Source organism: Brevundimonas sp. ZS04 (assembly GCF_001956865.1).
GTDB lineage: Bacteria > Pseudomonadota > Alphaproteobacteria > Caulobacterales > Caulobacteraceae > Brevundimonas > Brevundimonas diminuta.
In genome coordinates, this window is record NZ_MTHE01000023.1 from 1 (window position 1) to 24,935 (window position 24,935).

At 66.4% G+C, this 24,935-nt stretch carries 27 protein-coding genes, 5 tRNA genes and 1 pseudogene; 28 read left to right on the plus strand and 5 right to left on the minus strand.

Translation table 11 applies throughout. The features are described 5' to 3' along the window. The coding region (locus BJP32_RS15900) for an oxidoreductase C-terminal domain-containing protein (protein WP_304528519.1) at positions 1-277 on the plus strand (277 nt) is incomplete at its 5' end. Between the two features lie 254 nt (positions 278-531). Here BJP32_RS15900 and BJP32_RS17240 read toward each other — a convergent pair. Both BJP32_RS17240 and BJP32_RS15905 read right to left on the minus strand, forming a co-directional pair. Beyond that, positions 532-783 (minus strand): hypothetical protein, encoded by a 252-nt coding sequence (locus BJP32_RS17240; protein WP_143255493.1) that lies wholly within the window; start codon positions 781-783, stop codon positions 532-534. 590 nt (positions 784-1,373) lie between these two features. Then, positions 1,374-1,448: transfer RNA gene (locus BJP32_RS15905), tRNA-Thr, on the minus strand. 98 nt (positions 1,449-1,546) lie between these two features. Between BJP32_RS15905 and BJP32_RS15910 the strand changes: the two genes are divergently transcribed. The 15 genes and pseudogenes from BJP32_RS15910 to BJP32_RS17750 form a co-directional block, all read left to right on the plus strand. Next, positions 1,547-1,732, plus strand: coding sequence for a hypothetical protein (locus tag BJP32_RS15910; RefSeq protein ID WP_046653020.1), 186 nt, complete (start codon positions 1,547-1,549; stop codon positions 1,730-1,732). Positions 1,733-1,843: 111 nt separating this feature from the next. Then, positions 1,844-3,133 (plus strand): UDP-N-acetylglucosamine 1-carboxyvinyltransferase, encoded by a 1,290-nt coding sequence (murA, locus tag BJP32_RS15915; protein WP_046653021.1) that lies wholly within the window; start codon positions 1,844-1,846, stop codon positions 3,131-3,133. Beyond that, positions 3,123-3,626: a DUF2948 family protein gene (locus BJP32_RS15920; protein WP_046653022.1), complete on the plus strand. Its 504-nt coding sequence runs from the start codon at positions 3,123-3,125 to the stop codon at positions 3,624-3,626. Before murA ends, BJP32_RS15920 begins: the two co-directional genes overlap by 11 nt. Continuing rightward, on the plus strand, positions 3,623-4,090 hold the full coding sequence (locus BJP32_RS15925) for a UPF0262 family protein (protein WP_003164346.1): 468 nt from the start codon (positions 3,623-3,625) through the stop codon (positions 4,088-4,090). Before BJP32_RS15920 ends, BJP32_RS15925 begins: the two co-directional genes overlap by 4 nt. Before the next feature lie 105 nt (positions 4,091-4,195). Beyond that, positions 4,196-4,414, plus strand: coding sequence for a translation initiation factor IF-1 (gene infA / locus BJP32_RS15930; RefSeq protein ID WP_003164348.1), 219 nt, complete (start codon positions 4,196-4,198; stop codon positions 4,412-4,414). Between the two features lie 8 nt (positions 4,415-4,422). Further along, entirely contained in the window at positions 4,423-5,022 is a 600-nt protein-coding gene (locus BJP32_RS15935; RefSeq protein ID WP_076224789.1) for a nucleoside triphosphate pyrophosphatase, read from the plus strand. Further along, complete coding sequence (locus BJP32_RS15940) at positions 5,022-6,032, plus strand: ribonuclease E/G (protein WP_046653024.1); 1,011 nt, start codon at positions 5,022-5,024, stop codon at positions 6,030-6,032. Before BJP32_RS15935 ends, BJP32_RS15940 begins: the two co-directional genes overlap by 1 nt. Positions 6,033-6,034: 2 nt before the next feature. Further along, on the plus strand, positions 6,035-6,199 hold the full coding sequence (locus BJP32_RS15945) for a DNA gyrase inhibitor YacG (RefSeq protein WP_076224790.1): 165 nt from the start codon (positions 6,035-6,037) through the stop codon (positions 6,197-6,199). Positions 6,200-6,262: 63 nt separating this feature from the next. Continuing rightward, positions 6,263-6,338, plus strand: a tRNA-Phe gene (locus BJP32_RS15950). 431 nt (positions 6,339-6,769) lie between these two features. Next, on the plus strand, positions 6,770-7,687 hold the full coding sequence (locus BJP32_RS15955; protein WP_046653025.1) for a MotA/TolQ/ExbB proton channel family protein: 918 nt from the start codon (positions 6,770-6,772) through the stop codon (positions 7,685-7,687). A 5-nt stretch (positions 7,688-7,692) separates the two neighbouring features. Next, a complete protein-coding gene (locus tag BJP32_RS15960; RefSeq protein ID WP_040345002.1) occupies positions 7,693-8,124 on the plus strand; it encodes a biopolymer transporter ExbD in 432 nt (143 codons plus the stop codon). Between the two features lie 17 nt (positions 8,125-8,141). Then, complete coding sequence (locus BJP32_RS15965) at positions 8,142-8,858, plus strand: energy transducer TonB (protein ID WP_052748033.1); 717 nt, start codon at positions 8,142-8,144, stop codon at positions 8,856-8,858. Between the two features lie 184 nt (positions 8,859-9,042). Next, positions 9,043-9,801 carry a M48 family metallopeptidase gene (locus tag BJP32_RS15970; protein ID WP_076224792.1) on the plus strand — a complete coding sequence of 253 codons (759 nt, stop codon included), beginning with the start codon at positions 9,043-9,045 and terminating at the stop codon, positions 9,799-9,801. A gap of 93 nt (positions 9,802-9,894) precedes the next feature. Further along, positions 9,895-9,971 (plus strand) — tRNA-His (locus BJP32_RS15975). A 47-nt stretch (positions 9,972-10,018) separates the two neighbouring features. Further along, positions 10,019-10,417, plus strand: a pseudogene (locus tag BJP32_RS17750) (methyltransferase domain-containing protein); the annotation flags it as partial. Positions 10,418-10,646: 229 nt separating this feature from the next. On the opposite strand, the gene BJP32_RS15985 reads toward BJP32_RS17750, so the two are convergent. Next, complete coding sequence (locus BJP32_RS15985) at positions 10,647-12,518, minus strand: patatin-like phospholipase family protein (protein ID WP_046653028.1); 1,872 nt, start codon at positions 12,516-12,518, stop codon at positions 10,647-10,649. Between the two features lie 79 nt (positions 12,519-12,597). Between BJP32_RS15985 and BJP32_RS15990 the strand changes: the two genes are divergently transcribed. The 9 genes from BJP32_RS15990 (at position 12,598) to BJP32_RS16030 (ending at position 22,486) form a co-directional block, all read left to right on the plus strand. Continuing rightward, the gene (locus BJP32_RS15990; RefSeq protein ID WP_046653029.1) at positions 12,598-14,190 is read left to right on the plus strand and encodes a carboxyl transferase domain-containing protein; all 1,593 of its coding nucleotides are present in this window, start codon (positions 12,598-12,600) and stop codon (positions 14,188-14,190) included. 113 nt (positions 14,191-14,303) lie between these two features. Then, the gene (locus tag BJP32_RS15995) at positions 14,304-14,786 is read left to right on the plus strand and encodes a hypothetical protein (protein WP_138141628.1); all 483 of its coding nucleotides are present in this window, start codon (positions 14,304-14,306) and stop codon (positions 14,784-14,786) included. Between the two features lie 68 nt (positions 14,787-14,854). Next, a complete protein-coding gene (locus BJP32_RS16000) occupies positions 14,855-15,757 on the plus strand; it encodes an enoyl-CoA hydratase-related protein (protein WP_046653031.1) in 903 nt (300 codons plus the stop codon). A gap of 9 nt (positions 15,758-15,766) precedes the next feature. Then, entirely contained in the window at positions 15,767-17,770 is a 2,004-nt protein-coding gene (locus BJP32_RS16005) for a biotin carboxylase N-terminal domain-containing protein (protein ID WP_076224795.1), read from the plus strand. Continuing rightward, positions 17,767-18,105, plus strand: coding sequence for a hypothetical protein (locus tag BJP32_RS16010; protein WP_003164356.1), 339 nt, complete (start codon positions 17,767-17,769; stop codon positions 18,103-18,105). The genes BJP32_RS16005 and BJP32_RS16010 overlap by 4 nt, the downstream gene beginning before the upstream one ends. Before the next feature lie 42 nt (positions 18,106-18,147). After that, positions 18,148-18,543, plus strand: coding sequence for a DUF1489 family protein (locus tag BJP32_RS16015; protein WP_076224797.1), 396 nt, complete (start codon positions 18,148-18,150; stop codon positions 18,541-18,543). Positions 18,544-18,606: 63 nt separating this feature from the next. Beyond that, positions 18,607-19,974, plus strand: a complete 1,368-nt coding sequence (locus BJP32_RS16020) for an MATE family efflux transporter (protein WP_003164357.1) — start codon at positions 18,607-18,609, stop codon at positions 19,972-19,974. Between the two features lie 77 nt (positions 19,975-20,051). Further along, entirely contained in the window at positions 20,052-21,761 is a 1,710-nt protein-coding gene (gene metG, locus BJP32_RS16025; protein ID WP_076224799.1) for a methionine--tRNA ligase, read from the plus strand. A gap of 11 nt (positions 21,762-21,772) precedes the next feature. Then, a complete protein-coding gene (locus BJP32_RS16030; protein ID WP_046653036.1) occupies positions 21,773-22,486 on the plus strand; it encodes a 2OG-Fe(II) oxygenase family protein in 714 nt (237 codons plus the stop codon). A gap of 52 nt (positions 22,487-22,538) precedes the next feature. Here the strand turns inward: BJP32_RS16030 and BJP32_RS16035 are convergent, their stop codons facing one another. Both BJP32_RS16035 and rlmB read right to left on the minus strand, forming a co-directional pair. Beyond that, positions 22,539-23,393, minus strand: coding sequence for a TerC family protein (locus BJP32_RS16035; RefSeq protein WP_003164360.1), 855 nt, complete (start codon positions 23,391-23,393; stop codon positions 22,539-22,541). Positions 23,394-23,465: 72 nt separating this feature from the next. After that, positions 23,466-24,344: a 23S rRNA (guanosine(2251)-2'-O)-methyltransferase RlmB gene (gene rlmB, locus BJP32_RS16040; RefSeq protein ID WP_076224801.1), complete on the minus strand. Its 879-nt coding sequence runs from the start codon at positions 24,342-24,344 to the stop codon at positions 23,466-23,468. Between the two features lie 149 nt (positions 24,345-24,493). Between rlmB and BJP32_RS16045 the strand changes: the two genes are divergently transcribed. From BJP32_RS16045 to BJP32_RS16055, 3 genes are all read left to right on the plus strand, one after another. Then, positions 24,494-24,577 (plus strand) — tRNA-Tyr (locus tag BJP32_RS16045). Between the two features lie 96 nt (positions 24,578-24,673). After that, a tRNA-Gly gene (locus BJP32_RS16050) sits at positions 24,674-24,747 on the plus strand. A 61-nt stretch (positions 24,748-24,808) separates the two neighbouring features. Continuing rightward, the coding region (locus BJP32_RS16055) for a GTP-binding protein (RefSeq protein WP_233126861.1) at positions 24,809-24,935 on the plus strand (127 nt) is incomplete at its 3' end.

Below are 24,935 nucleotides of genomic sequence, written 5' to 3' on the forward strand. Positions count from 1 at the left end.
GCCGGAAGTGCCGTGGTTCTGGTCCGACCAGTATGACGTCAAGCTGCAGATCGCGGGCGTGCCCTTCGACGCCGACCGGCAGTTGGTGCGCGGCGACCTAGCCGGCGGCGCTTTCTCGGTTTTCCATTTGAGCGGCGACAGGATCGTGGCGGTGGAGGCGGTCAACGCCCCGGCCGACTTCATGGGCGGACGCCTGCTGATCGGGAAGGGGACGCGGGTATCAGCCGAACGGCTGGCTGATTCTGAGACGTCTATGAAGACTGTCTCTTTGTCCTGAGGCTGGTGGTGGAGTGGCGATGTCGGTTAGGCGAACGGGCCTGCCGCATTGCCTGCACTTAGGCCTGCTTTCGGTCCGTGTGGTCGAGGCGCGAATCTCTGACGCTCTCGCTCTGCAATTTGGGTTCTCACGACGGACGACTTCGGTGCCTCGACGGAGGCTATGAATAGGCCCTTTTCGCTTCAATTCCAAAAGCCCCCCGACTATTAGGCCGAGGGGCTTTCATCTGAGCGAGCTACTCTGGCGCGATCAGCTTAGGGACACATGAAGTATGTCGTCCAAACTGAATAGTCGTAGTTGGTTGTGTCGCCCCACGAGACGTCAGGACTGCTGCAAAAGACCTCTGTGTAGCCGACAGGTTGACCATCGCGAATGTAGGTGATGATGGCCCACGGCTCTTCCATGACTACTGCGGCTGACGCGCTGGTCGGAATGAGGGTTGTAGCGCCAACCGCTGAAGAGGCTACCAAAGCCGCAGCAAGGGCGAGATGCACGAGTTTCTTCAAGGTTGTTTCCTCCTATGAGCCTTCCTCCCGAAGGCGAGAGAAACGATCATAGGTTGTGCATTAAAATACCAATGATCTTTGTGTGATCGCTTTGATCAGAGGGGATCCTCATTGGGAGCGTCCTCTTAACGGACACCCAATTTCGGTGTCGGAGCGAAAGCCTGCACGCAATCCTACCCAGAAGGAATCATTGGTCGTTTCGTGTTTGTCGTTTCTTCGTTGAGCCTCCTGGCCCGCACCTTAAAAGGCACCATCAGACCATGGTGCTGTCCTTGCCGTGAGGTGGCGGCCGAGCTCTATCGGCCAGGGCGTGCAATCCTGGTACTTCCAATCATCTTCGCCATCGCCCATGCAGGCGCTATACGCACCGCCACCTGTGTGAGCTGTGACCGAGGTTCAGGCTGACGGTAAGGTGAGAAGGATCGGCTTTGACTTGACTCATGAGCCGAGGCTGACACAGGCACAAATTGTGCGCTCTCTTCAACTAATGCGGCCGGTACGTGAAATATCACGCAATCATCGAGCGTATCCCCGCGAGGGGGTAGTTTCTGATTTCTCGGAAACCCCCTTGTAAATCCAAGGGGTCAGTGTGGTGCCGCCGGGCAGGATTGAACTGCCGACCTCAGCCTTACCAAGGATGCGCTCTACCACTGAGCTACGGCGGCGGGTCACTGAGGAAGCGGCCGTATAGCCAAAGGTTTCGGCCGGGCCAAGCCAAAAATGCACGCTTGATCAAAATCTTTGCACACGGTCTGTTGCCGTCATGGATAAGCCGACCAAAGACGCAGACGAGACGGGCGCTGACGTCGCCTCGCCCCCTTCCGCCAGTCCCGCAGCCTTGGCCAAGGCCGAGCGCGCGGCGCGCCTGGCGGCCGCCTTGCGCACGAATCTGCGCCGCCGAAAGGCGCCGGGCGCGGGCGGGACGCGGCCGCCGAGCGAAAGCAACTGAAAGTCATCAGTCTTGCGACGTTACGGCCTTTCGCGGGCGCCGTTCGGCTTGCTAGATAACCGGTTCGCCGGGCCGTAGGGGTCCGGGCCTCCCAGGACTTCCCCGACACCCATGGACAGCATCGTCATTCACGGCGGCAACCGCCTTAACGGCTCGATTCCGGTCAGCGGGGCCAAGAACTCGGCGATCAAGCTGATGGCGGCGTCGATCCTGACCGATCAGCCCCTGCTGCTGACGAACATGCCGCGTCTGGCGGACACGCGATTCCTGGGCCAGTTGCTGCGCCAGTTCGGCGTGGAGGTGACCGAGCGCGACGGGGCGGACGGGCAGGAGACCCTGTTTCATGCGCCGGAGCTGACCTCGACCTTCGCCCCCTATGACCTGGTGCGTCAGATGCGGGCCTCGTTCAACGTGCTGGGGCCGCTGCTGGCGCGCACGGGGAACGCCAAGGTCTCCCTGCCGGGCGGCTGCACCATCGGCGCGCGGCCGGTCGATCTGCACCTTCAGGCGCTGACGGCCATGGGTGCGGCGATCGAGCTGGAAGAGGGCTATGTCAGCGCCACCGCGCCCAAGGGCCTGCGCGGGGCCGAGATCGAGTTTCCCTTCGTCTCGGTCGGCGCGACCGAGCACGCCCTGCTGGCCGCCGTGCTGGCGGATGGGACGACGGTGCTGAAGCGTGCGGCGCGCGAGCCGGAAATCGGCGACTTGGCCCGCTGCCTGATCGCCATGGGCGCCAAGATCGAGGGCCTGGATACGGACGTGCTGACGATCACCGGCGTCTCGTCCCTGTCGGGCGCGACCTGGTCGGTGATTCCCGATCGAATCGAGATGGGCTCCTATGCGCTTGCTGCGGCGATGGCGGGGGGCGAGGTGCGCCTGACCAAGGGCCGCGCCGACCTGATCATCGCCCTGACCGACAAGATGGTCGAGGCGGGCGTCGAGATCGAACCGACGCAGGACGGCCTGATCGTGCGTCGCGACCCGACGCAGCGGCTGAAGGCCGTCAACGTCACGACCGAGATCTATCCGGGCTTCGCCACCGACCTGCAGGCGCAGTTCATGGCCCTGATGACGACGGCCGAGGGCGAAAGCGTCATCCACGAGAACATCTTCGAGAACCGTTTCATGCACGCGCCGGAACTGGCGCGCCTGGGCGCGGACATCGCCGTCCATGCGGGCGAGGCCGTGGTGCGCGGCGTCGAGGGGTTGAAGGGCGCGCCGGTCATGGCGACGGATCTTCGCGCCTCCATGTCTCTGGTCATCGCCGGTCTTGTGGCCGAAGGTGAGACGACGGTCGGCCGCGTCTATCACCTGGATCGCGGTTTCGAGCGGATGGAAGAGAAGCTGGGCGCCTGCGGCGCCGATGTCCGACGGATTAAGGGGGAGGGCGATGAGCACTGACGGCGAACCGATCTCGACCCTGACCGACGAGGTGGCGGACGAAGGCGCTGCGGGCGAAAGCCTGGCGCCGATGACGCCCCTGCGCCTGCTGGCCGAGGACGCGGACGACCTGCAGATCATCTCGGCCGCGCTTCAGGACGCCATCATGCGTCCGGTCGACATCCGCTGGGAGAAGGAGGCGCGGCGCCTGACCGTCGTCCTGTCGCGCTTCTGCTGGGAATGCGGCGGCACGCGCGTCATGGCGGCCATGCAGTTCGGCGACGTCCAGGCGGTCAAGAGCCGCCGTCTGCCGCGCCTGCCCGAGGCGGCGCTGGAGCTGTTGGCGCTCGACTTCCTGCCGACCGAGGCGCCGGGCGGTCAGGTGATGATGATGTTCGCGGGCGGCGGCGATCTGCGGATCGACGTGGAGTGCCTGGATGCGGTGCTGACCGACCTGTCCGAACGCTGGCCCGCGCGGGTGGCGCCGACCCATCTGGACGGAGCGGCGCAATGAGCGGACCGCACAAGCTGACCGCGATTGAGATCGACAACGCCTCCCTGCCGGCGGCCACGGCCGAGATCGAGCATCAGCGCCGGGTCGCCATCTTCGATCTGGTCGAGCAGAACAGTTTCATTCCGGACGGCGCGGCGGGCGGCCCCTACACCCTGGCCCTGTCGTCGCAGGATAATCGTCTGGCCTTCGATATCGCCGGACCGGATTTCAGCCGGACGCATGTTCTGTCGCTGACGCCGATGAAGACGGTGATCCGTGACTACGGCCTAATCTGCGAAAGCTATTATGAAGCCCTGCGCGGCTCTTCGCCCAGCCAGATCGAGTCGGTCGATATGGGGCGGCGGGGGCTGCACAATGAAGGGGCCGCCCTGCTGAAAACCCGGCTGGACGGCAAGGTGGAGATCGACCAGGAGACGGCGCGCCGGCTCTTCACCCTGGTCTGCGCCCTCTACCGTCGGGGCTGAACTCGACTATCTAAGCGTTTTGGTGCATTAGGCGCCCTCACTTTCACGGCTCGCGCTCACGCTCGGCGCGGGCCCGTAGCTGTTCACACGGGCGAGAGAGGCCGCATGGCTAAGGAAGAACTGCTGGAATTCCCCGGCGTGGTCAGCGAACTGCTGCCGAATGCGACGTTCCGCGTGACGCTGGAAAACGATCACGAGATCATCGCCCACACCGCGGGCAAGATGCGCAAGAACCGCATCCGGGTGCTGGCCGGCGACAAGGTGTTGGTCGAAATGACGCCCTATGACCTGACCAAGGGTCGCATCACCTACCGCTTCAAGTAAGGACGCGCGTGTCGCGTCCTGACGCTTCGGCTCCGAGGTTGATTCTGGCCTCGTCGAGCCCGCGCCGCATGGAATTGCTGGCGCAGATCGGCATTGCGCCCGATCTGGTCGATCCCGCCGATATCGACGAAACGCCTGAGAAGGCCGAGACGCCGCCGCGTCTGGCCCAGCGTCTGGCCTGCTCCAAGGCGGCGGTCGTGGCGGAACGTCATCCCGATGACGTGGTCCTGGCGGCTGACACCGTGGTGGCCGTGGGGCGCCGCCTGCTGGAAAAACCCGCTGACGAGGCGGAGGCGATCCGCTTCCTGAAACTGCTGTCGGGGCGCAATCATCGCGTCTTCACCGGCGTGGCCGTGATCTGCGGCGGGCGCACGTCCTGGCGCGTGGTCGACACCCGCGTCAGCTTCAAGCCGCTGTCGCAGGACGAGATCGCCGCCTATGTCGCCTCGGGCGAATGGCGCGGCAAGGCCGGGGGCTATGGCATTCAGGGGCGGGCCGCCGCCTTCATCACCCGAATCGTCGGCAGCCATCCCGCCGTCATGGGCCTGCCGCTGTATGAGGCGGCGAATCTGCTGCGCGGCGCAGGCTGGAGAGGCGAGGCGGCCTGATGGCCGATGTCGAGGTCTTCCTGGACGCGGCTCCGGGCGAGACCCGTGGCATGGTCTTTCGCGGCGGCCGCGCCTGCGCCCTCATTATACATAGAGACGACGATCGGCCCGAGCATCGCCTGGGGGCTCGCGTCGTCGGCCGTGTGGCGCGCCTGGCGCCTGGCCTGCACGGGGCCTTCATCGACCTGGGCTGCGGCGAGCCGTTCGGCTTTCTGCTGTTGGGCAAGGCGGATCGTCCCCCGGAAGGCGCCAAGCTTGAACTTTTGGTCACGGCCGAGCCGCGCGAGCGCAAGGGGCCGGTCTTGCGCCGCCTGGGAGAGGCGGGCGGAGAGCCGCGTCTACTAGCGGCCGGACCCGACGTCGCCGCCATTCTGAACATGCTGGCGCCGGGCGTGCCTGTGTCCACGGGCGCCGAGGCGATTCATGCGGCGCTGGAGGCTGAAGAAGAAGCCTTGTCCGGCGGCGTGATCGAACCAGGCGTGGGTCTGGACCTGGCCGTGCAGCGGACGCGCGCCCTGATCGCGGTCGACATTGACTACGCGCCAGCCGCCGGTCGAGATTCCCGCAAGGGGCGCGAGGCGGTGAATCGCGAGGGCCTGCGCCAGACGGCGCGGTTGCTGGCGCTGAAAGGGTGGGGCGGTCTGGTCGCCATCGACCTAGTGGGCGTCGGTCTGCATCCAGAGACCACTCTATCCATGGCGCGCCAGGCGTTCGCCGATCACGCCGGGGCGGCGATCGGGCCGCTGAGCCGGTTCGGCCTGCTGCAATTGTCTTTGCCGTGGGGGCGTACGCCTGCCGATGAACGATTGGCGGCTCCGGGGGCGCTGGAGATCGGCGCCCTGCGTCGCCTGCGTCTCGCCTTGCTGACGGATCGCGCCGCGCCGCGCCTGACGCTGCACTGTAGTTCGACGTCAGCGGCGATCCTGTCCCCCTGGGTGGCGCAGCTAGGGCCGCGCGCCCACATCCGCCCGGACGCCGCGCCGGGCGTGTTCGAGATCAAGGAGAGCTGAGCATGGCCCAATGCCCCATTTGCCGTCGCGCCGAGGCCGTCGCCGCCTACAAGCCCTTCTGCTCCAAGCGTTGCGCCGACATCGATCTGCAGCGTTGGTTCACCGGCGGCTACGCCATTCCGGTCGAAGATGCGCACGATGATGAAAAAGATCGCGGAATTGAGTGAATTGGCGTCTGGACAGCCCGTCCGGGCTCGCCTATAGAGCCGCCTCTCGCGACGCAAAGCGACGCCTGGATAGCTCAGTTGGTAGAGCAGCGGATTGAAAATCCGCGTGTCGGTGGTTCGAATCCGCCTCCAGGCACCACTTTCCCCTCACATGATGATTATTCGTCTCGGCCTTGAAAAAGCCGAAAAATCGTCATGGGCCTAAACATTCCTTAACATTCTCTGCGTTGGCATTTTTGTTGCCGTTATATTTCATTAAAATGGAATATTTGTGCGCCTCTGCCTCGGGGGCGAGGCGCGCGGGGTGAAAAGCTATTTTCCGCCCTTGACGCTCCGATAGCCGTTCGTCAAAGGGACTTAACCGCATTCTTGCTTGCAGGCTGTGGACGGGGGGGTATGGTTCCATCGCTCCAGTCTGCAAAGCGTCTCAGGATGTTTCGTAAGAATGCGGCGCCGACCGGCGGGGGAGAAATTCCGGCGGGAGGAAAATTTCACGGTAAAGGCCCAGCCGACTGACGCGGCTTGGGTTTTGGGTTCCACGAGTCAGACCAAAGCAGGAACTGGCGAAACATGCTCGATAGCAAGAAGACGAATATCCTCCTCGCAATGGCCGGCGCCGCCGTCCTGATGGCGAGCTCGCCGGTTCTGGCGCAGGACGCGGCCGCACCGGCTGCCCCGGCCGCCGCTTCGGCTCCCGCCGCCGCTGACGCCGCCGCTCCGGCCGCCGACGCCGCCGCCCCGGCTGCAGACGCAGCTGCTGAAGCCCCCGCTGAAGAAGCCGCCGCCGGCGGTCACGGCGGCGCGGGCCTGACCCCGATCGCCATGTTCATGATGGCGCACCCGGTCGTTAAGGTCGTGATGGCAGGCCTGGTCCTGGCCTCGATCTTCTCCTGGACGCTGCTGCTCATCAAACTGGTTGAGTTCAGCTCGCTGACCAAGAAGACCAACCGCTTCCTGGAAGAGTACCGCGGTGCTCGCAACCTGGCCGACATCCGTCGCCTGGCCACCTCGGAAGAGTTCGACGGCAACCCGCTGGCCGACATGGCCGCTGCGGCCACCGGCGAAATCGAACTGTCGCGTCAAGCCGGTCTTGATGTGACGGGCGCTCACCGCGATACGACCGTCGCTCGCGCCGGCAACGCCGTCGGCGCCGTGCAGGGCGGCATGGGTATCCGCCTGTCGGGCGGCCAGCAGTTCCTGGCTTCGGTCGGTTCGGGCGGTCCGTTCATCGGTCTGTTCGGCACCGTTTACGGCATCATGAACTCGTTCATCGGCATCGCCGAGTCGAACACCACCAACCTGGCCGTCGTTGCTCCGGGTATCGCTGAAGCCCTGCTGGCTACCGGCATCGGTCTGTTCGCGGCTATCCCGGCGGTTATCTTCTATAACTACTTCAACACCCGCATCGCTTCGTACGGCGCTCGTGCTGACGGCTTCAACGCCGAGCTGATGAACTCGATCTCGCGTCAACTCGACAAGGGGGCGTAAGACGGATGGCCGCCAAACTTTCCGGTTCCGGCGGCGGCAAGTACACCGTCGAGGCGAACAGCGAAATCAATGTCACGCCTTTCGTGGACATTATGCTGGTTCTCCTCATCATCTTCATGGTGGCGGCTCCGCTCGCCACCGTGTCGGTGCCGGTGACACTTCCACGCGCCGTCGCTCCGCCGGCCGTCAATCCGCCCAAGCCCGTCTTCATCTCCATCCAGAATGGCGGCGAAGTGTACGTGGGCGATTTCCCGACGTCGGTCGCCGCTCTGGGCGATGACCTGAGGACCCAAATCGGAACGCGTAATCCGGACGAAGAGCGGATCTTTATCCGCGCTGACCAGCAGACGCGTTACGGGGACTTCATGCAGGTCATGAACGCCTTGCAGGATAATGGTTTTTACAGTGTCGCCCTGGTTGGCGAAGATCAATCGTAGGGGGCGTGACTCAAAGCATGACTGCTGAACCTCACGAGCACCGCGACCCTCTGCTTGACGCACCCAAGAAGAAGAAACTCTCGACGGGTGCGATGGTCGGGATCGGCGTCTCGGTGATCGTCCACGTTCTTGCAGGTGTCTACCTGTACAAGAGCAAGTTCGAACTCCAAGAGTTCAACTACGTGGACGAGGCTGTGGACGTGGAGTTGATGGAGGCCCCGCCTCCGCCGCCTCCGCCTCCGCCGCCGCCGCCGCCGCCGCCGGATACGCCTCCGCCGCCGAAGCTTCAGGTGCGCGAGCCGGTCGTCAACACCCAGGCGCCTCCGCCGCCGGTGACCTTGCCGATCGAGCCGACGAAGAAGGAAGACCGCGTCGAATACACGGGCCCGCCCGTGATCGTCCCTGGTCCTCCGCCTCCGCCGGCGCCGCCCGCGCCGCCGCGTCCTTCGGTCATCACCAACCCGCAGTGGGCTCGCCCGCCGCGTCCGACTGAACGGGACTTCCCGCAACGCGCTCTTGATCGCGGCGTGGGCGGTTCGGCCACGGTCGAATGCACGGTGACCCCGAGCGGGAAGCCCGAAGGTTGCCGCGTCGTCTCGGAAGAGCCGTCGGGCATGGGCTTCGGCTCTGCGGCCGTTCGCATCGTCCAACGCGGGCAGCTTTCGCCCCGTACGGTCGATGGCGCTGCAACGAACGCCAAGTTCGTGGTTCGGGTGCCGTTTAACCTGGACTAAGCGTGCGAACGCACTGAACGAAAAGAAGCGCCTCGAGGTTTCGCCTCGGGGCGCTTTTTTCATGTGCTGAAGCCCGGACGCTGAGGCCCAATGAATGTAGGCGATGGAACGCACTTTACGGCGTCAGGCATGGAGCCGGGCGGCCCGCCTGTGCATTATGGCCCTGAACTGTTCCGGAGGATCGATGTCTCGCAAGCCCCTTATGCTCGCCTTGGCGATCACCACTGGCGTCTTGGGCGCTGGGGTCGGCGCCTGCGCCTATAATGAGGCCCTGGGCCGCAATCAGCTGGTCTTCATCGACGACGGCGTGCTGGTCCAGCAGTCGCAGGCGGCCTGGGCTGAGACGCTGCGGACGCAGAAGGTGTCGAATAATGCGGCGCAGAACGCCCGGGTGCGCCGAGTGGGCGATCGCATCGTCCAGACCGCGAATCTGACCAACCGCCATTGGGAGTATGCGGTCTTCGACGATTCCACGCCGAACGCCTTCGTCCTGCCGTCGGGCCATATGGGGGTGACGACGGGTCTGTTGGCCATCGCCAAGAACGACGACCAGCTGGCGGCCGTGATCGGTCACGAGGTCGGCCACGTCATCGCCCGTCACGCCGCCGAGCGCGCCTCGACCACCCAGACGACGGGCCTGATTCTGGGCGCCGTTCAGAGCCAGGCCGGGGACTACAGCCAGGCGGTTCAGGCCTTTGGCGGCATGGGCGCGCAATTGGGCGTCCTGTTGCCGTTCTCGCGCAGCCACGAGCTGGAGGCGGATCGGCTGGGCGTCGATTACATGGCGGCGGCCGGCTACAGGCCGTCGGAATCGCTGGCCCTGTGGCGCGCCATGGCTGAAGGACGGCAGTCGGGGACGCCGGAGTTCGCCTCAACCCACCCGTCGGACCAGACCCGTTTAATGCAACTTCAGCAGTATATCGCCAGCCGCGGTTGGAACTGACGGGGATAAAACATAAAATCCTGCGCGAGGACGAAATGGCCGCTTGCCCCCGACGGCGAGGCCCGCTAGAGAACCGCCCTCGCGCAGAGATGTGCAGCCTTAGCTCAGCTGGTTAGAGCGCCGGTTTGTGGAGCCGGAGGTCCTCAGTTCAATCCTGAGAGGCTGTACCATTCTCCCTCGAATCGCTTCTTGCGATAGTCGAGGGAGAAGTATGACGATGACGTCGCCGGCGTGGGATCCCCAGCAATACAACCGTTTCGAGCGCCAGCGCGATCGCGCGGCCATCGATCTGCTGTCGCAGCTTCCAGACGATCTGGACCCGCATGAGATCTGGGACATCGGTTGCGGCATGGGCCAGCATGCGGCCCTGTTGAAACGGCGCTGGCCGGATGCGCGGGTGCATGGGCTGGATTCGAGCGCCGCCATGCTGGAACAGGCGCGGGGCCTGCCCGATGATGTGGACTGGGTGCAAGGCGACCTTGAGGCCTGGAAGCCCGCCGCCCCCGTGGATCTGATCCTGGCCAACGCTTCGCTGCAGTGGGCGCCGGATCATGCGGAGCTGTTCCGGCGGCTGACCGAGGCGCTGGCGCCGGATGGGGTGCTGGCGGTGCAGATGCCGATGGCCTGGGAGACGCGGCACCACACCCTGATGCGCCAGACGGCGGCGGACGGCCCGTGGAGCGCCCGTCTGAAGGGCGTCGACACCATCCAGCCGCTGCTGGCGGCCGAGGCCTATTACGACGCGGTGGCGGACCTGTGCGAGGAGGTCGACGTCTGGTCGACGACCTATCTCCACGTCTTGGACGGCGAGAACGCCGTGCTGGAGTGGATGAAGGGCACGGCCCTCAGGCCTTATCTGACCGCGCTTTGCGAAGACCCAGCCAACCGCGACGCCTTTCTGGCGCGCCTGGCTCAGGTGTTGGGTGAGGCGTTTCCACGACGTCCTGAGGGAAGGACACTTCTGCCATTTCCTCGACTGTTTCTTCTGGCGCGCCGGTCCGGCGACGGCGGTGCAGGGTCTCGACCGACCCGTTGAGACTGTCGAGGGCCGCGCGGGCGGCCTCATACCCAGCCGCGACGCCCGGTTCATAGGCTTTCCAGTCGCGGATATCCACGCCGTCGAGCGTGGGCAGGATCAGCAGGTCCGTCTCGGCGCGGGCCTGCATTCGTTCGGCCTCGCTGGACAGGGTGGCCGAACGCATCAGGATCGAGACGATCGGGGGGCCGCGCTTCCACGCGCCCGACAGGATCCAGCGCCACCAGGAGGGAGGATCCTCCAGAGCCTTGGGGTCGACGCCGCGTGACTGCGATACGTCGACGCCGACCACGGGGCCTCTGTTAAGCCGCCGCATGACGTCGCTGGGGAAGTTTCGCAGCACGGCGCCGTCGACCAGCACCTGACCGTTCATCACCACGGGCGGCATGACGCCGGGCAGGGAGATGGAGGCGCGCAGGGCGTGACGCAGCATGCCTTCGCGATGCACCTCGAGCTTGCCCGAGGTCAGATTGGTCGAGACGGCGAAGAAGGGCAGCAGCATGTCCTCCATCTGCACATCGCCGAAGGCCTCCTTCATCAGCGCCTTGACCTTGCGAGCATGTGTCATGGCGATGATGGGCGGCGCGATGTCGGCCAGGGGATCGGCCAGGACGAAGGCCTGTCGGATATGATGCTCCAACTCTTCGTCCGACCAGCCCAGGGCGGGCCCCGCGGCGATGACCGCTCCCATGGAAGCCCCGCCGATGAAGTCGATGGGCGTGCCCGCCTCGCGTAGAGCCTTTAGCGCGCCGATGTGGGCGTAGGCGCGGGCGCCGCCGCCCGACAGCACCACGCCCACGGCCGAGCCGGTGATCAGGCGCGCGATCCGCGCCGTGTCGTCGAACAGGCCTTCGACCGCGTGGAACCAGCGGCCGGGCTTCAGCGCGTCCAGCCAGACGCGGGTGTTGCTGGGGCGCGGCATCCGCGGATCGCGCAGCAGGATCAGGTCGGTGCGCTGTCCTGCGTCGTCCCAGTCGTCGGCGACCGGCGGGGCAGGGGGCGGCGGCCGGTCGGCGGCCCCGACTAGGAACAGTCGGTCCACCTGGCGCGCGCACAGGGCGGCCCAGTTCGGTTCGTCCGCCTCGGCGACGTAGAGGACGTAGTCGTGGGCGTCTTCAACCCGAGAGAACCATTCGGCGGCCGAGGCCAGGGCCGAGCTGTCGATGACGTGGCAGGTGCTGCCCTGGGCCTCGACCGCGCGGGCCACGCGCTCGACGAAGGCGCGGATGGGCCTGTCGCGGGCCGAGACGAAGCCGAAGACGTTGGGTTCCGCGCCGCCGCTGCGCTCGCGGGCGCGGCTCAGCATGATCTGGCCCAGTTCGGACATCAGCATGGAATCGTTGCGCGCGGCGTCGAAGAAGGCCTCGCGCGGCAGGGCCAGAACGTCGCTGTCGCGCAGGGCGACCACGTCTGACATGTGGGAGGTGCCCGCCAGCATGGCCAGTTCGCCGACCGGCTCGCCGGGTTTGATGACGGTGACCATCTGCGGAACCCGCGCGTCGTCGCGGCGGAAGACGCCCAGACGCCCGGCGCGCAGAAGATAGAGGGTGTCGGCCGGATCGCCGACAGAGAACAGCCGCTCGCCTCGCGTCAGGGCGAACCAGCTGGCGCGGCTGTCCCGCGCGTCCTCGAAGGCGCGTGACAGGGCGGCGGCGAGCGTGTCCGGTCGAAGCGGGGCCATGAAGGGGAGATATAGCGGATTTCGCCTTCGGTGAACCGAACGGCTTCCCCCCGAGGCGGAAGCCTCCTAAACCTTGGGCATGCCCAAGCTGATTTCCGCCGTCGATCGCAACAGTCCTGCTTTCAAAACGCTGGATGCGCACAATCGCGCCCTGCGGGACGAGCTTTATGAAAAGGTCGCCAAGGCCGCGCGCGGCGGCTCTGACGCCAGCCGCGAGCGCCATGTGGCGCGTGGCAAGCTGTTGCCGCGCGACCGGGTCGAGCGCCTGCTGGACCCCGGCTCGCCCTTCCTAGAGGTCGGCCAACTGGCCGCCAACGGGATGTATCGCGACGAAGCCCCCGGCGCGGGCATGATCTGCGGCGTCGGCCGGGTGTCGGGCCGCGAGGTGATGATCGTCGCCAACGACCCGACGGTGAAGGGCGGCGCCTACTTCCCCATGACGGTGAAGAAGCATCTGCGGGCGCAGGAGATCGCCGAGCAGAACAACCTGCCGTGCGTCTATCTGGTCGATTCCGGCGGGGCCAACCTGCCGCACCAGGCCGAGGTGTTTCCGGATCGCGACCATTTCGGCCGCATCTTCTTCAATCAGGCGCGGATGAGCGCGCGCTCGATCCCGCAGATCGCCTGCGTCATGGGATCGTGCACGGCGGGCGGCGCCTATGTGCCGGCCATGTCGGACGAGACGGTGATCGTGCGCAATCAGGGCACCATCTTCCTGGCCGGTCCGCCGCTGGTGAAGGCCGCGACCGGCGAGGTCATCTCGGCCGAGGAACTGGGCGGCGCCGAGACCCACGGCCGCAAGTCCGGCGTGGTCGACCATGTGGCCGAGAACGACGAGCATGCGCTGGAGATCGTGCGCTCCATCGTCGCCAATCTGAACACCACCAAGCCCCAACCGCTGGACGTGCGCGAGCCGCGCGCCCCCGCCTATGATCCGGCCGAATTGTACGGGATCATTCCTGAGGACGTCCGCGCCCCCTATGACGTGCGCGAGGTCATCGCCCGCATCGTCGACGGCTCGGAACTGGACGAGTTCAAGGCGCTGTACGGCACGTCGCTGGTGTGCGGCTTCGCCCGCATCTGGGGCCAGCCGGTCGCCATCCTGGCCAACAACGGCGTGCTGTTCTCGGAAAGCGCCCAGAAGGGCGCGCACTTCATCGAACTGGCCTGCAAGCGCAAGATTCCGCTGCTGTTCCTGCAGAACATCTCGGGCTTCATGGTTGGCGGAAAATATGAGGCCGAGGGCATCGCCAAGCACGGCGCCAAGCTGGTCACGGCCGTCGCCTCGGCTGAGGTGCCCAAGTTCACCGTCCTGATCGGCGGGTCGTTCGGCGCGGGCAACTACGGCATGTGCGGCCGGGCCTACAGCCCGCGCTTCCTCTTCACCTGGCCCAATAGCCGGATCAGCGTCATGGGCGGCGAGCAGGCGGCCAGCGTCCTGGCCACCGTCCACCGCGACGCGGACATCTGGACGCCGGACGAGGCCGAGGCCTTCAAGGCGCCGATCCGCCAGAAGTATGAGGACGAGGGCAACCCCTATTACGCCACCGCCCGCCTGTGGGACGACGGGGTCATCGATCCGGCCCAGACGCGCGACGTTCTGGGCCTGGCCATCAGCGCTTCGTTGAACGCCCCGATCCCGGAGACGACCTTCGGCGTGTTCCGGATGTAAGGCAATAAATTGCACGGTGTTCAAAAAACGACTTGAAGCCGGATCGCGCGGCTGAGAGTGTCGCGTCGGCGATCTCAATGTGGGATCAGAATCTGCACGACAAGGACAGTGACATGAAGAAAACTGCAGCTCTCATCGCCCTGACCGCGCTGCTCGCGGCCTGCGGATCGCAGGCCGATTCCAAGGCCCCGGCGACGGTCGAAGCCGCGTCTGAGGCTGCGACGCCGCAGACCGAGCCGGTCTCTGCGGCTGAAGAGGCGGCCGCGCGGACGGGCGAGCCGTCCGAAGCGGTCTTCCCGGTCGGCTATCGCGGCAACTGGGACTATAGCGACGACGGCTGCGCCAAGGACGAGAGCGGCACGCGCTTCGTCATCACGGCCAATGAGATCAAGGGTTATGAGGACACCTCCAAGCTGGTGGCTCTGGAGACTTTGGAAGGCGAAGGCGACGCCATCCGCGTGGTTCTGGAGAACCAGTCGTCGGACGGCGACCAGACCCTCGTCCAGACCCTGCGCCTGTCGCCGGTGGCGGGCGTCTCGCTGCGCGTCGAGCAGGACGGCAAGACCGTTCGCGCCAACCGCTGCGATCCTGTTTAATCGCCTTCTTCCCCAGCGAGGGGGAGAATGATGACGTTTGAAGCGTTCTATCGGCCAAGGAGCCCATCATGACTGACCAAAAGCCGACCGAAGAAGAGCTGAACGCTCTGGACATCACCGACGCCGAGGCGGCGGAGATGAACGCCATCGCCCACCCCTTCGTCGCCGATGCGGCGCCGGACGCCAACGACGACCTGGTGCAGATCGACGCCACCGCCGACGGCGTGGTCTTCGTCACCATCAACCGTCCCGAGAAGAAGAACGCCTTCGACGCGGCGACCATCGCCGCCCTCTATGAGGCGTTCGAGACCCTGCACGGCGCCGACAAGGTGCGCGTAGTCTTCATTCGCGGCGCGGGCGGGACGTTCAGCGCGGGTGCAGACCTGAACTGGATGCGTTCGGCGGCCGACTGGTCCGAGAGCGACAACCGCGACGACGCCATGGGCCTGGCGAAGATGCTGAAGGCCCTGCACGACGTGCCGGCCCTGACAGTGGCCCTGGTCGAGGGCGCGGCCATGGGCGGCGGGGCGGGCATCGTCGCCGCCTGCGACATGGCCGTGGCCGTCGAAGGGACGCGCTTCGCCTTCTCGGAGGTCAAGCTGGGCCTGATTCCGGCGACCATCGCCCCCTATGTCATCGAGGCGGTCGGCGCGCGCCGCGCGCGCCAGCTGTTCCTGACGGCCAATATCTTCGACGCCGACTACGCCGCCCATGCGGGGCTGATCGACATGGTCCTGCCTGAAGGTTCGGTAGACGAGTTCATCTCCATGCTGACCGACAGCCTGTCGGCCAATGCGCCGGGCGCCATGGGCGACGCCAAGCGCCTGGTGAACGACGTGGCGGGCGAAGAGATCGACAACCGCCTGCTGGAAGAGACCGCCAAGCGCATCGCCCGCGCCCGCGTCTCGGCCGAGGGCCAGGAAGGCGTCCGCGCCTTCCTCGACAAGCGCGCGCCGAACTGGGCGCAATAAGGTAGCCTGATGTTCAAGTCCGTCCTGGTCGCCAATCGCGGCGAGATCGCCTGCCGCGTCTTCCGCACCGCCCGCCGCATGGGCCTGCGCACCATCGCCGTCTATTCCGAGGCCGACGCTGACGCACTGCACGTGCGTGAGGCCGATGAAGCGGTGCTGATCGGTCCGGCGGCGGCGCGCGAGTCCTATCTGGATGCGGCCAAGGTGCTGGCGGCGGCCAAGGCGACGGGGGCGGAGGCCATCCACCCGGGCTACGGCTTCCTGTCCGAGAACGCCGACTTCGCCGAGGCCGTGGCGGCGGCAGGGCTAGTCTGGATCGGCCCCAAGCCGTCCTCGATCCGCGCCATGGGCCTGAAGGACGCGGCCAAGAAGCTGATGATCGAGGCGGGCGTGCCCGTCACCCCCGGCTATCAGGGCGAGGACCAGTCGCTGGAGACCCTGAACGCCGAGGCGAACCGCATCGGCTTCCCGGTCCTGATCAAGGCGGTCGCGGGCGGCGGCGGCAAGGGGATGCGCAAGGTCGACCGCGCCGAGGACTTCGCAGAGGCTTTGGCGTCGGCCCAGCGCGAGGGCCAGTCGTCCTTCGGCGATCCGCGCGTCCTGATCGAAAGCTACATCACCCGCCCGCGCCATATCGAGGTGCAGGTCTTCGGCGACAGCCACGGCAACGTCGTCCACCTGCATGAGCGCGACTGCTCGCTGCAGCGCCGCCACCAGAAGGTGATCGAAGAGGCCCCGGCGCCCGGAATGGATCAGGCCGCGCGCGACGCCGTCACCGCCGCCGCCGTCCGCGCCGCCAAGGCCGTGGACTATCAGGGCGCAGGCACCATCGAGTTCATCGCGGACGCCTCTGACGGGCTGAAGGCCGACCGCATCTGGTTCATGGAGATGAACACCCGACTTCAGGTCGAACACCCGGTGACCGAGAGCATCACCGGCGTCGATCTGGTCGAATGGCAGCTGCGCGTCGCGGCGGGGCAGCCCATTCCACTGGCGCAAGCCGACATTCCGATGAAGGGCTGGGCCATGGAGGCCCGCCTCTATGCCGAAGACCCGGCCAACGGCTTCCTGCCGTCGATCGGGCGGCTGGATCACTTCGTCATGCCCGACGACATCCGCGTCGACACCGGCGTGATGCAGGGCGGCGAGGTCAGCCAGTTCTACGACCCCATGATCGCCAAGCTGATCGTCCACGAAGACACGCGCGAGGTCGCTGTCGCCCGTCTGGCCGACGCCTGCCGCGAGGTCGAGGTCTGGCCGGTGAAGACTAACGCGGGCTTCATGGCGCGTTGTCTGGACCATCCGCGCTTTGTCGAAGGCGACGTGGACACCGGCTTCATCGCGGCGGAGGAGGGGGCGCTGATCGCCCCGGCTCAGGTTTCCGTCCGCGCCCTGGCCGCTGCGGCGGGACAGATCGGGCTGGAGGCGGACGCCGCCGCCTTCGACGCGCCGGACAATGTGCTGGCGCCTGCCCGTGCGGGCTTGTTCGGCTTCCGCCTGAACGCGGCGCCGCAGGCGCATACGGCGGTCCACCATGACGGCGCGGCGCACGCCCTGACCCTGACCGGCGAGCCGGGCTGGTATGGGCGTTCTTCCAGCTTCACCGTGAGCGGCGAATTCGGCTCGGCTCAGATCTATGGCGAGCCGGGCGTGGTCGTGGTCGACGGCGAGGTCGTCAGCACCCTGTCGCCGGACGCCGGACGGGTGCTGGTGTTCGACGGCGGCGACGTGGTCGAGTTTCACCGCCGCAAGTCCAGCGGTCCGGCGGGCGGTTCCGCCTCCGACGGCGGCCTGCGCGCGCCCATGCCGGGCAAGATCGTCGCCGCGCCCGCCAAGGCCGGGGACAAGGTGGCCAAGGGCCAGCCGGTCGTGGTGCTGGAGGCCATGAAGATGGAGCACGCCCTGACCGCGCCCTTTGACGGCGTGGTGGCCGAGTTCAACGTCGCCGTCGGCGATCAGGTCACGGACGGCGCGGTTCTGGCCGTGGTGAAGGCCGAGGGCGCGGGCGAATGATCCTTGCGGCGATGATGGCGACGGCGCTTCTGGGCGCCGATCTGAGCGACATGCCGACGGAATCGGCGGCGGATCTGCAATGCATGGGCCTGCTGGCGGTGGCGATCGACGATCCGGCCGCCTCGGAGGAGCTCAAGCAGCAGTATACCGGCGGGATGATGTATTATCTGGGCCGTCTGGAAGGCCGCGATCCCGCGCGGAACTGGATCGGACGGATGCTGGAATATACGGACTCCACCCCGGTCCAGCAGGTGCGTTCGCACAGCCAGCGGTGCGGACAGGAACTGATCGCCAAGGGGCAGGAAATCTTCACCCAACTGGATCGCCAGCCCTGAGCCGGGCTGGCCTTCGTGGCGTCGGATGACTAGTTGGGCCTCATGCCCCTTCACATGATCAAGCTCTGCGTCGGCGTGGCCGAGGTCGAGACGCTGGAAGCGAACGCGGCCCGGTCCGACTGGCGCATCGTCCACACCCGCATGACGCCCAAGCGCGCCGCCGAGATTGAGGACGGCGGCTCGCTGTACTGGGTCATGAAGGGCTCCGTGACCTGCCGCCAGCGCATCCTCGAGATCACGACCATAGGCGAGGGCAAGACCAGCCGCTGCGAGATCAAGCTCGACAGCCAGGTCATCCGCACTGCGCCCCTGGCCCGGCGGCCGTTTCAGGGCTGGCGCTATTTCGAGAAGGACGTGCCGCCGGACCTGTCGGTGGCCGAGCCGACGGACCTGCCGCCTGATCTGGCGCGCGAGCTGCGCGAGCTGGGCGCCTGGTAGGCGCCTGAATCGGCCGGAAAATCGATTGACCCGCGCCTGCGCGCGTGGCTGTTGCGGCGTCCGATGGTCCAGTCCCTGTTCAGCTTCCATAATCGCGCCACCCTGTCCGAGCTGTTGAAGCTAGCCTGGCCGGTCGTGCTGGCGCGTCTGGGCATCATGACCATGGGCCTGACCGACGCCATCGTCGTCGGCCACTACGCCAGCCGCGAGCTGGCTTACCACTCCCTGGCCTGGGCGCCGTCCTCGGTCGTGCTGACCACGGCGGTCGGCCTGATGATGGGCGTGCAGGTCATGACCGCCCGTCTGCTGGGCGAGGGGCGCGGCGATGAGGTCGGCGCGGTCCTGCGTCGCGGCATGACCTACGCCCTGCAGATCGGTTTTGTCGCCATGATCGGCCTGCTGCTGCTGGGGCCGTTCGGCCTGGTGCACATGGGGCTGGAGGACGGCCTGGGCGAGGGCGCGACGCCTGCCCTGATGGTCTTCGCCCTGTCGATGCCGGCCTATCTGATTTCGATTTGCGCCCTGTTCTTCCTTGAAGGACTGCATCGGCCCAAGGCGGGCATGGTGGCCATGTGGGTGGCCAATGCGGTCAACCTGGCGCTGAACCTGCTGCTGGTGCCGGACATCCTGGGCATCGGCCTGGACGGCGCCGTGGCCTCGGCCTGGGCGACGTTCGGCGCGCGGGCGGCGCTGGCGATCTTCCTGGTCATCTTCATTCTGCGCCTGCCCGAAGCGCGCGCCTGGGGCGTGTTCAACAAGCCCAAGCGCGACAAGGCGGTCGAAAGCCAGCAGATCAAGGTCGGTCTCGGCGGCGGCGCGTCCAACTTCATCGAGGTCGGGGCCTTCGCGGCCATGACCCTGTTCGCCGGCCAATTGGGCGCGGCCGAGACCGCCAGCTGGGCCGTGGTCATCAACGTCTCCGCCATCGTCTTCATGGTGCCCATGGGCCTGTCGTCGGCGACGGCGGTGTTGGTCGGCCGCAGCTACGGCGGCGGCGATCGAGCGGGCGTCATGCGGGGCGGCCTGGCGGGCGTCGGCGTTGTGACGGTGTTGGCCTTCATCATCGCCATCGGCCTGTGGCTGACCGCACCGCTAGTGGTCGGCGCCTATACGACCGACCCGGCGATCCTGGCCATCGCGGCCCCGGCCTTGGCGCTGGCGACTCTGTTCTTCGTCGCCGACGCCCAACAGGTGGTCGCCGCCCAAGCGAACCGCGCGGCGGGCGACGTGGTGTGGCCGACGCTGATGCACCTGCTGTCCTATGGTTTCATCATGATCCCGCTGGGCTGGTTCCTGGCGCATCGGATGGGCGTGGACGGCCTGGTCTGGTCGGTGATCGTCGCCAGCCTGATCTCGGGCGCGCTGCTGACCGGGCGGTTCGTGCGGATCGCGCGGCGTCTGCCGACGGCAAGGGCGACGCCTGTCTCATAGGCGTCCGGCCCATAAAAGGTGACGACTGGGTTTGCGCCCTCTATATCCGACGCCTCCCTGTTAGACGTTGGAAGATCATGTCCCGCATCCTCATCACCTCGGCGCTGCCCTACATCAACGGCATCAAGCACCTTGGGAATCTGGCCGGGTCGATGTTGCCCGCCGATGTGTGGGCGCGCTTCATGCGGGCGCGCGGCCATGACGTCCTCTATGTCTGCGCCACCGATGAGCACGGCACCCCGGCTGAATTGGCCGCCGCCGCCGCCGGTCAGGACGTCCGCACCTATTGCGACGAGCAGCATCAGGTTCAGAAGAAGGCCGCCGACGCCTTCAGCCTGTCGTTCGACATCTTCGGCCGCAGCTCCAACGCTCCGAACACCCGCCTGACCCAGCACTTCGCCAAGGTGCTGGAGGAGCGCGGCCTGATCGAGGAGCGCGTGGACCGGATGATCTATTCGATCGACGACGCCCGCTTCCTGCCCGACCGCTACGTCGAGGGCACCTGCCCGCATTGCGCCTATGAAAAGGCGCGCGGCGACCAGTGCGACAACTGCGGCCGCCTGCTGGACCCGACCGATCTGATCAATCCCTATTCGGCGGTGTCGGGCAGCCGCAATCTGGAGGTCCGCGACACGCGCCACCTCTATCTGCTGCAGACCAAGATCGCCGACGACGTGCGCGCCTGGGTCGACGCCCGCTCGCCCCAGTGGCAGCCGCTGGCGCGCTCCATCGCCTACAAGCATCTGGACGAGGGTCTGATCGACCGCGGCATCACCCGCGACCTGAAGTGGGGCGTGCCGGTCGTCGGTCCCGACGGCGGCCCGCGTCCGGGCATGGAGGGCAAGGTCTTCTACGTCTGGTTCGACGCCCCCATTGAATACATCGGCGCGACCGAGGAATGGGCGGAGCAGACGGGCGGAAACTGGCGTTCGTGGTGGCGTCTGGACGAGGGCGCCGAAGACGTGCGCTACGTCCAGTTCATGGGCAAGGACAACGTCGCCTTCCACACCGTCAGCTTCCCGGCGACCATCCTCGGCTCGGGCGAGCCGTGGAAGACGGTCGATCAACTGAAGGCCTTCAACTGGCTGAACTGGTACGGCGGCAAGTTCTCGACCAGCATGGGCCGGGGCGTCTTCATGGATCAGGCGCTGGAGCTGCTGCCCGCCGACTACTGGCGCTGGCACCTGACGGCCTATGGGCCGGAGCATTCGGATGCGGCCTTCACCTGGGAGCAGTTCCAGTCGACGACGAACAAGGATCTGGCCGACGTGCTGGGCAACTTCGTCAACCGCATCGTCAAGTTCACGGAATCCAAGTTCGACGGCGTCGCGCCCGAGGGCGGTGAACCGGGCGCGCTGGAAGAGAAGCTGGCGGCTGACGTCAAGGCGGCCCTGGCCAGCCTGACCTATGAGTTCGAGGCCATGGAGTTCCGCAAGGCGGCCCAGGCGGCGCGCGCCCTGTGGGTGCTGGGCAACGAATATCTTCAGGAAGCCGCCCCCTGGACAGCGCTGAAGACGGATCGCGAACGCGCCGCCGTAGTGGTGCGCACCGGCCTGTCGCTGGTCGCCCTGTTCGCCCGCGTCACCGCGCCCTTCATGCCCGAGGCGGCGGCTCGCATCGCCGCCACGGTGGGCGCGACCGACCTGTCGTGGCCGGACGTCGAGGGCGATGTGCTGAATCTCGTTCCCGCCGGGCAAGCGGTCGCCGCCGCGCAGGTGCTGTTCGCCAAGATCGAGGACGCTCAGGTCGCCGAGTGGACCGAACGTTTCGGCGGCGCCGAAGGGTGAGCGCCGGGGCTATGCTCCCTGCCTTGAATGCGGTGTCGTCGGATCGGCGCGCCGCCGTTCGCGAACGCCTGCTGCGGACCGGCCGCGCCCAGGTTGAGGGCATACTGACCGAGTCCTCGGCCGCCGCGCTGTATGATCTGGCGCGTGAGGCGGATTACAACGTCGTGACGCGGAGGGGGACCGGCCATGTCGACCTGCCATCCGCGTGGCTGGCGTCTCTTCAGCCGGATCAGAAGCGTGGACTGGGAGAGGCGATCCAGAAGTCGGCGGCGGCGGATTTTCAGTATCTGTACGACAACTATCCCGTGTTCGACCTGGTGCAGGACGGTCTTGCCGAAGCGCCTTGGCGAGCCCTGGCGGCCTTCCTGAATGGCGATGACTTTCTGGGGCTGATGCGAGAGCTGACGGGAGAAGAGCGCATCGCCATGGCCGACATGCAGGTGACGCGTTATCGCGCGGGGCACTTCCTGACCGAGCATGACGATCACGCCGAAGGGAAGAACCGTTACTTCGCCTATGTGCTGAACCTGACGCCTGGTTGGCGGATCGACTGGGGCGGGCTGCTAGCCTTCCATGGCGAGGACGGCAATGTGGCCGAGGCCTTCACGCCGCGCTTCAACACGCTGAACCTGTTGCGGGTGCCGACGCCGCATTCGGTGACGCAGGTGGCGCTGTCCGCCGGCGGCGATCGGATTTCGATCACGGGTTGGTTGCGTGGTCGCTGAGGCGATGGCCTGAACATGAAAAAGGCCCGGATCGCTCCGGGCCTTTCGTATTTCAGGAGGCGGGTTGAGCAGGCTCGACCGTCTGCGGCGGCGGATCGCGTCGTTCGCGACCGCCGGGCAGGGCGTGAGGCGTGTGCGAATCCGCGCCCTTGCCCGTGTGCTTCATATGCTTGGCCTGCTCCTCTGCGCCGATGGCGAGGAAGGCCGGCGCCGAGGCGTTGAACTGATCGGCATGGCCGGTGCGGACGATCACCGAACGCCCGCCGTCCCAGATCATGTGCAAGGCGACGTAGAGAACGATGGCCAGGCCGACATAGGCGATCCAGCGATAGCGGTTCAGCAGCTTGGCGATGAAGGTGGCCGCCAGACCCATCAGGGCGATGGACAGGATCAGGCCGAACACCATGATCCAGGGATGTTCGTGGCTGGCGCCGGCCACGGCCAGGACATTGTCCAGGCTCATGGTCAGGTCGGCGATCATGATCTGGATCAGGGCGGCGCCGAAGGTCTTGCGCTTCAGGCCCAGCTCTTCGGGCGAGGGGCCGCCGCCGTGTTCGATGGCCATGGCGCGCTCGATCTCGGCCTCGGCTTCGGCCTGGTCGTGGGTGGCCTGCTCGCGCAGCTCTCGCCACATCTTCCAGCACACCCACAGCAGCAGGAAGCCCCCCGCCAGCAGCAGGCCGACGATGGCCAGCAGCTGGACGGTGATAAGCGCAAGCCCGATGCGCATGACGACGGCGGCGGCCAGGCCGATCAGGATGGCCTTGCGGCGCTGTTCCTGGGGCAGGGCGGCGGCGGCGAGGCCCACGGCGACGGCGTTGTCGCCGGCCAGGACCAGATCGATCATCAGCACCTTGCCGAGGGCGGAGGCCTGACTGACCAGTTCGGGGTTCGAGAGGAAGTCCATGTCGGACTCTTAGAACTCGACGGCCCCCGCGCCAAGACGCCGCAGGGGCAAGTTGACGCGGGGGATCGGTTCCTAGCTCGCTCTGCCTTGGGCGCGGGCGGCTTCATACAGGGCGATGGCGGCGGCGTTGGAGACGTTCAGGCTCTCGAAACCGCCGGGCATGGGGATGCGGGCCATCGCTTCGCAGTGTTCAGCCACCAGGCGGCGCACGCCGTCGCCTTCCGAGCCCATGACGATGACGGTCGGTCGGGCGTCCAGCGCCTGTTCCAGCGTCAGATCCGATTCGCCGTCCATGCCGATGGCGCGCCAGCCGTAGTCGGCCAGCTTCTCCAGCGCGCGGCTGAGATTCGTCACGCGGGCGCAGGGCAGGCGTTCGGTCGCGCCAGCCGAGGCCTTGGCCAGGGCGCCGGCCAGGGCGGGGGAGTGGCGGTCCTGCACCACGATGCCGCGCGCGCCGAAGGCCAGGGCCGAGCGGAAGATGGCGCCGACGTTCTGGGGGTCGGTCAGCTGATCCAGCATGACGATGACGCCTTCAGCGGGTTCTGCCAGATCTTCCAGGGCGACGCCTTCCAGCGGCTGGACCTTGAAGGCCATGCCCTGGTGCACCGCCCCGGCGGGCAGCATTCGGCCTAGGGCGACAGAATCAACCACTTCGATTCGGTGGCCGTTCGCCAGATTCTCGCGCTGAATCTCTTCGGCGCGGTCTTCCGTGACCATCAGGCGGCCGCTTCCGCGACGTGCAGGATTCGCCAAAGCGGCCAAAACCGGATGGCGTCCCCAAAGAAAATTATCGGCGTCCGGGCGCGAACGGGCCGGTTTTCGCTCTGTCTCACCGCCGCCGCGTCCTTGCGTGGCGGGCGTTTGAGGCCGATCCAGACGGCCTTCCCCCCTCTTTTGGAAAGATTGTTTTTTACCGGTTTTCCGGTCGTTGCGTTCTCGAAATGACGACACTATAAGACGGCCTCCGATTTGGGCCCCAGGGCTTTCGGTTCAGGCGCTTCCTCTACTGCAGGCGTCGCCCGACAGCGAAGGCTTTCGTCGCGGAATGATCGAAAGATTGTTTCCGGCGTTTCCAGACCGGCATTGACATAAGGCGCGCTGGGGGAATGTCCCGAGCGGCAAAGGGGGCGGACTGTAAATCCGCTGCGTAAGCTTCGCAGGTTCGAGTCCTGCTTCCCCCACCACGCGCCTTCAATGCCTGACGGGCCGGGAGTCCAGATAGGAATCGGGTGCGGAACCGTCGCTCTTCAATCGAAGGGCGGTGCAACCGCATTCTTCGTGCGGGTATAGCACAATGGTAGTGCAGCAGCCTTCCAAGCTGAGGATGTCGGTTCGATCCCGTCTACCCGCTCCAGGTTTATTGAACTGAGCACAAGCGCCCCTCCGCTCCGGACCCGGGCCACAGGAGTTTGGCCATGGCCAAGGAAAAGTTCGAACGCACGAAGCCGCACGTGAACATCGGCACGATCGGTCACGTTGACCACGGCAAGACGACGCTGACGGCGGCGATCTCGATGACGCTGGCGAAGGCCGGCGGCGGCA

Bases quoted from the DNA above. Each gene is read 5' to 3' on its own strand.
- BJP32_RS15995 (WP_138141628.1), top strand. From the start codon at position 14,304: ATGAAGAAAACTGCAGCTCTCATCGCCCTGACCGCGCTGCTCGCGGCC.
- BJP32_RS15960 (WP_040345002.1), top strand. From the start codon at position 7,693: ATGGCCGCCAAACTTTCCGGTTCCGGCGGCGGCAAGTACACCGTCGAG.
- BJP32_RS16005 (WP_076224795.1), top strand. From the start codon at position 15,767: ATGTTCAAGTCCGTCCTGGTCGCCAATCGCGGCGAGATCGCCTGCCGC.
- infA (WP_003164348.1), top strand. From the start codon at position 4,196: ATGGCTAAGGAAGAACTGCTGGAATTCCCCGGCGTGGTCAGCGAACTG.
- metG (WP_076224799.1), top strand. From the start codon at position 20,052: ATGTCCCGCATCCTCATCACCTCGGCGCTGCCCTACATCAACGGCATC.
- BJP32_RS16035 (WP_003164360.1), bottom strand. From the start codon at position 23,393: ATGGACTTCCTCTCGAACCCCGAACTGGTCAGTCAGGCCTCCGCCCTC.
- murA (WP_046653021.1), top strand. From the start codon at position 1,844: ATGGACAGCATCGTCATTCACGGCGGCAACCGCCTTAACGGCTCGATT.
- BJP32_RS16015 (WP_076224797.1), top strand. From the start codon at position 18,148: ATGCCCCTTCACATGATCAAGCTCTGCGTCGGCGTGGCCGAGGTCGAG.
- BJP32_RS15990 (WP_046653029.1), top strand. From the start codon at position 12,598: ATGCCCAAGCTGATTTCCGCCGTCGATCGCAACAGTCCTGCTTTCAAA.
- BJP32_RS15910 (WP_046653020.1), top strand. From the start codon at position 1,547: ATGGATAAGCCGACCAAAGACGCAGACGAGACGGGCGCTGACGTCGCC.
- BJP32_RS16020 (WP_003164357.1), top strand. From the start codon at position 18,607: ATGGTCCAGTCCCTGTTCAGCTTCCATAATCGCGCCACCCTGTCCGAG.
- BJP32_RS15985 (WP_046653028.1), bottom strand. From the start codon at position 12,518: ATGGCCCCGCTTCGACCGGACACGCTCGCCGCCGCCCTGTCACGCGCC.
- BJP32_RS16030 (WP_046653036.1), top strand. From the start codon at position 21,773: ATGCTCCCTGCCTTGAATGCGGTGTCGTCGGATCGGCGCGCCGCCGTT.
- BJP32_RS16010 (WP_003164356.1), top strand. From the start codon at position 17,767: ATGATCCTTGCGGCGATGATGGCGACGGCGCTTCTGGGCGCCGATCTG.
- BJP32_RS15940 (WP_046653024.1), top strand. From the start codon at position 5,022: ATGGCCGATGTCGAGGTCTTCCTGGACGCGGCTCCGGGCGAGACCCGT.
- BJP32_RS15955 (WP_046653025.1), top strand. From the start codon at position 6,770: ATGCTCGATAGCAAGAAGACGAATATCCTCCTCGCAATGGCCGGCGCC.
- BJP32_RS15970 (WP_076224792.1), top strand. From the start codon at position 9,043: ATGTCTCGCAAGCCCCTTATGCTCGCCTTGGCGATCACCACTGGCGTC.
- BJP32_RS16000 (WP_046653031.1), top strand. From the start codon at position 14,855: ATGACTGACCAAAAGCCGACCGAAGAAGAGCTGAACGCTCTGGACATC.
- BJP32_RS15965 (WP_052748033.1), top strand. From the start codon at position 8,142: ATGACTGCTGAACCTCACGAGCACCGCGACCCTCTGCTTGACGCACCC.
- BJP32_RS15945 (WP_076224790.1), top strand. From the start codon at position 6,035: ATGGCCCAATGCCCCATTTGCCGTCGCGCCGAGGCCGTCGCCGCCTAC.
- BJP32_RS15920 (WP_046653022.1), top strand. From the start codon at position 3,123: ATGAGCACTGACGGCGAACCGATCTCGACCCTGACCGACGAGGTGGCG.
- BJP32_RS15925 (WP_003164346.1), top strand. From the start codon at position 3,623: ATGAGCGGACCGCACAAGCTGACCGCGATTGAGATCGACAACGCCTCC.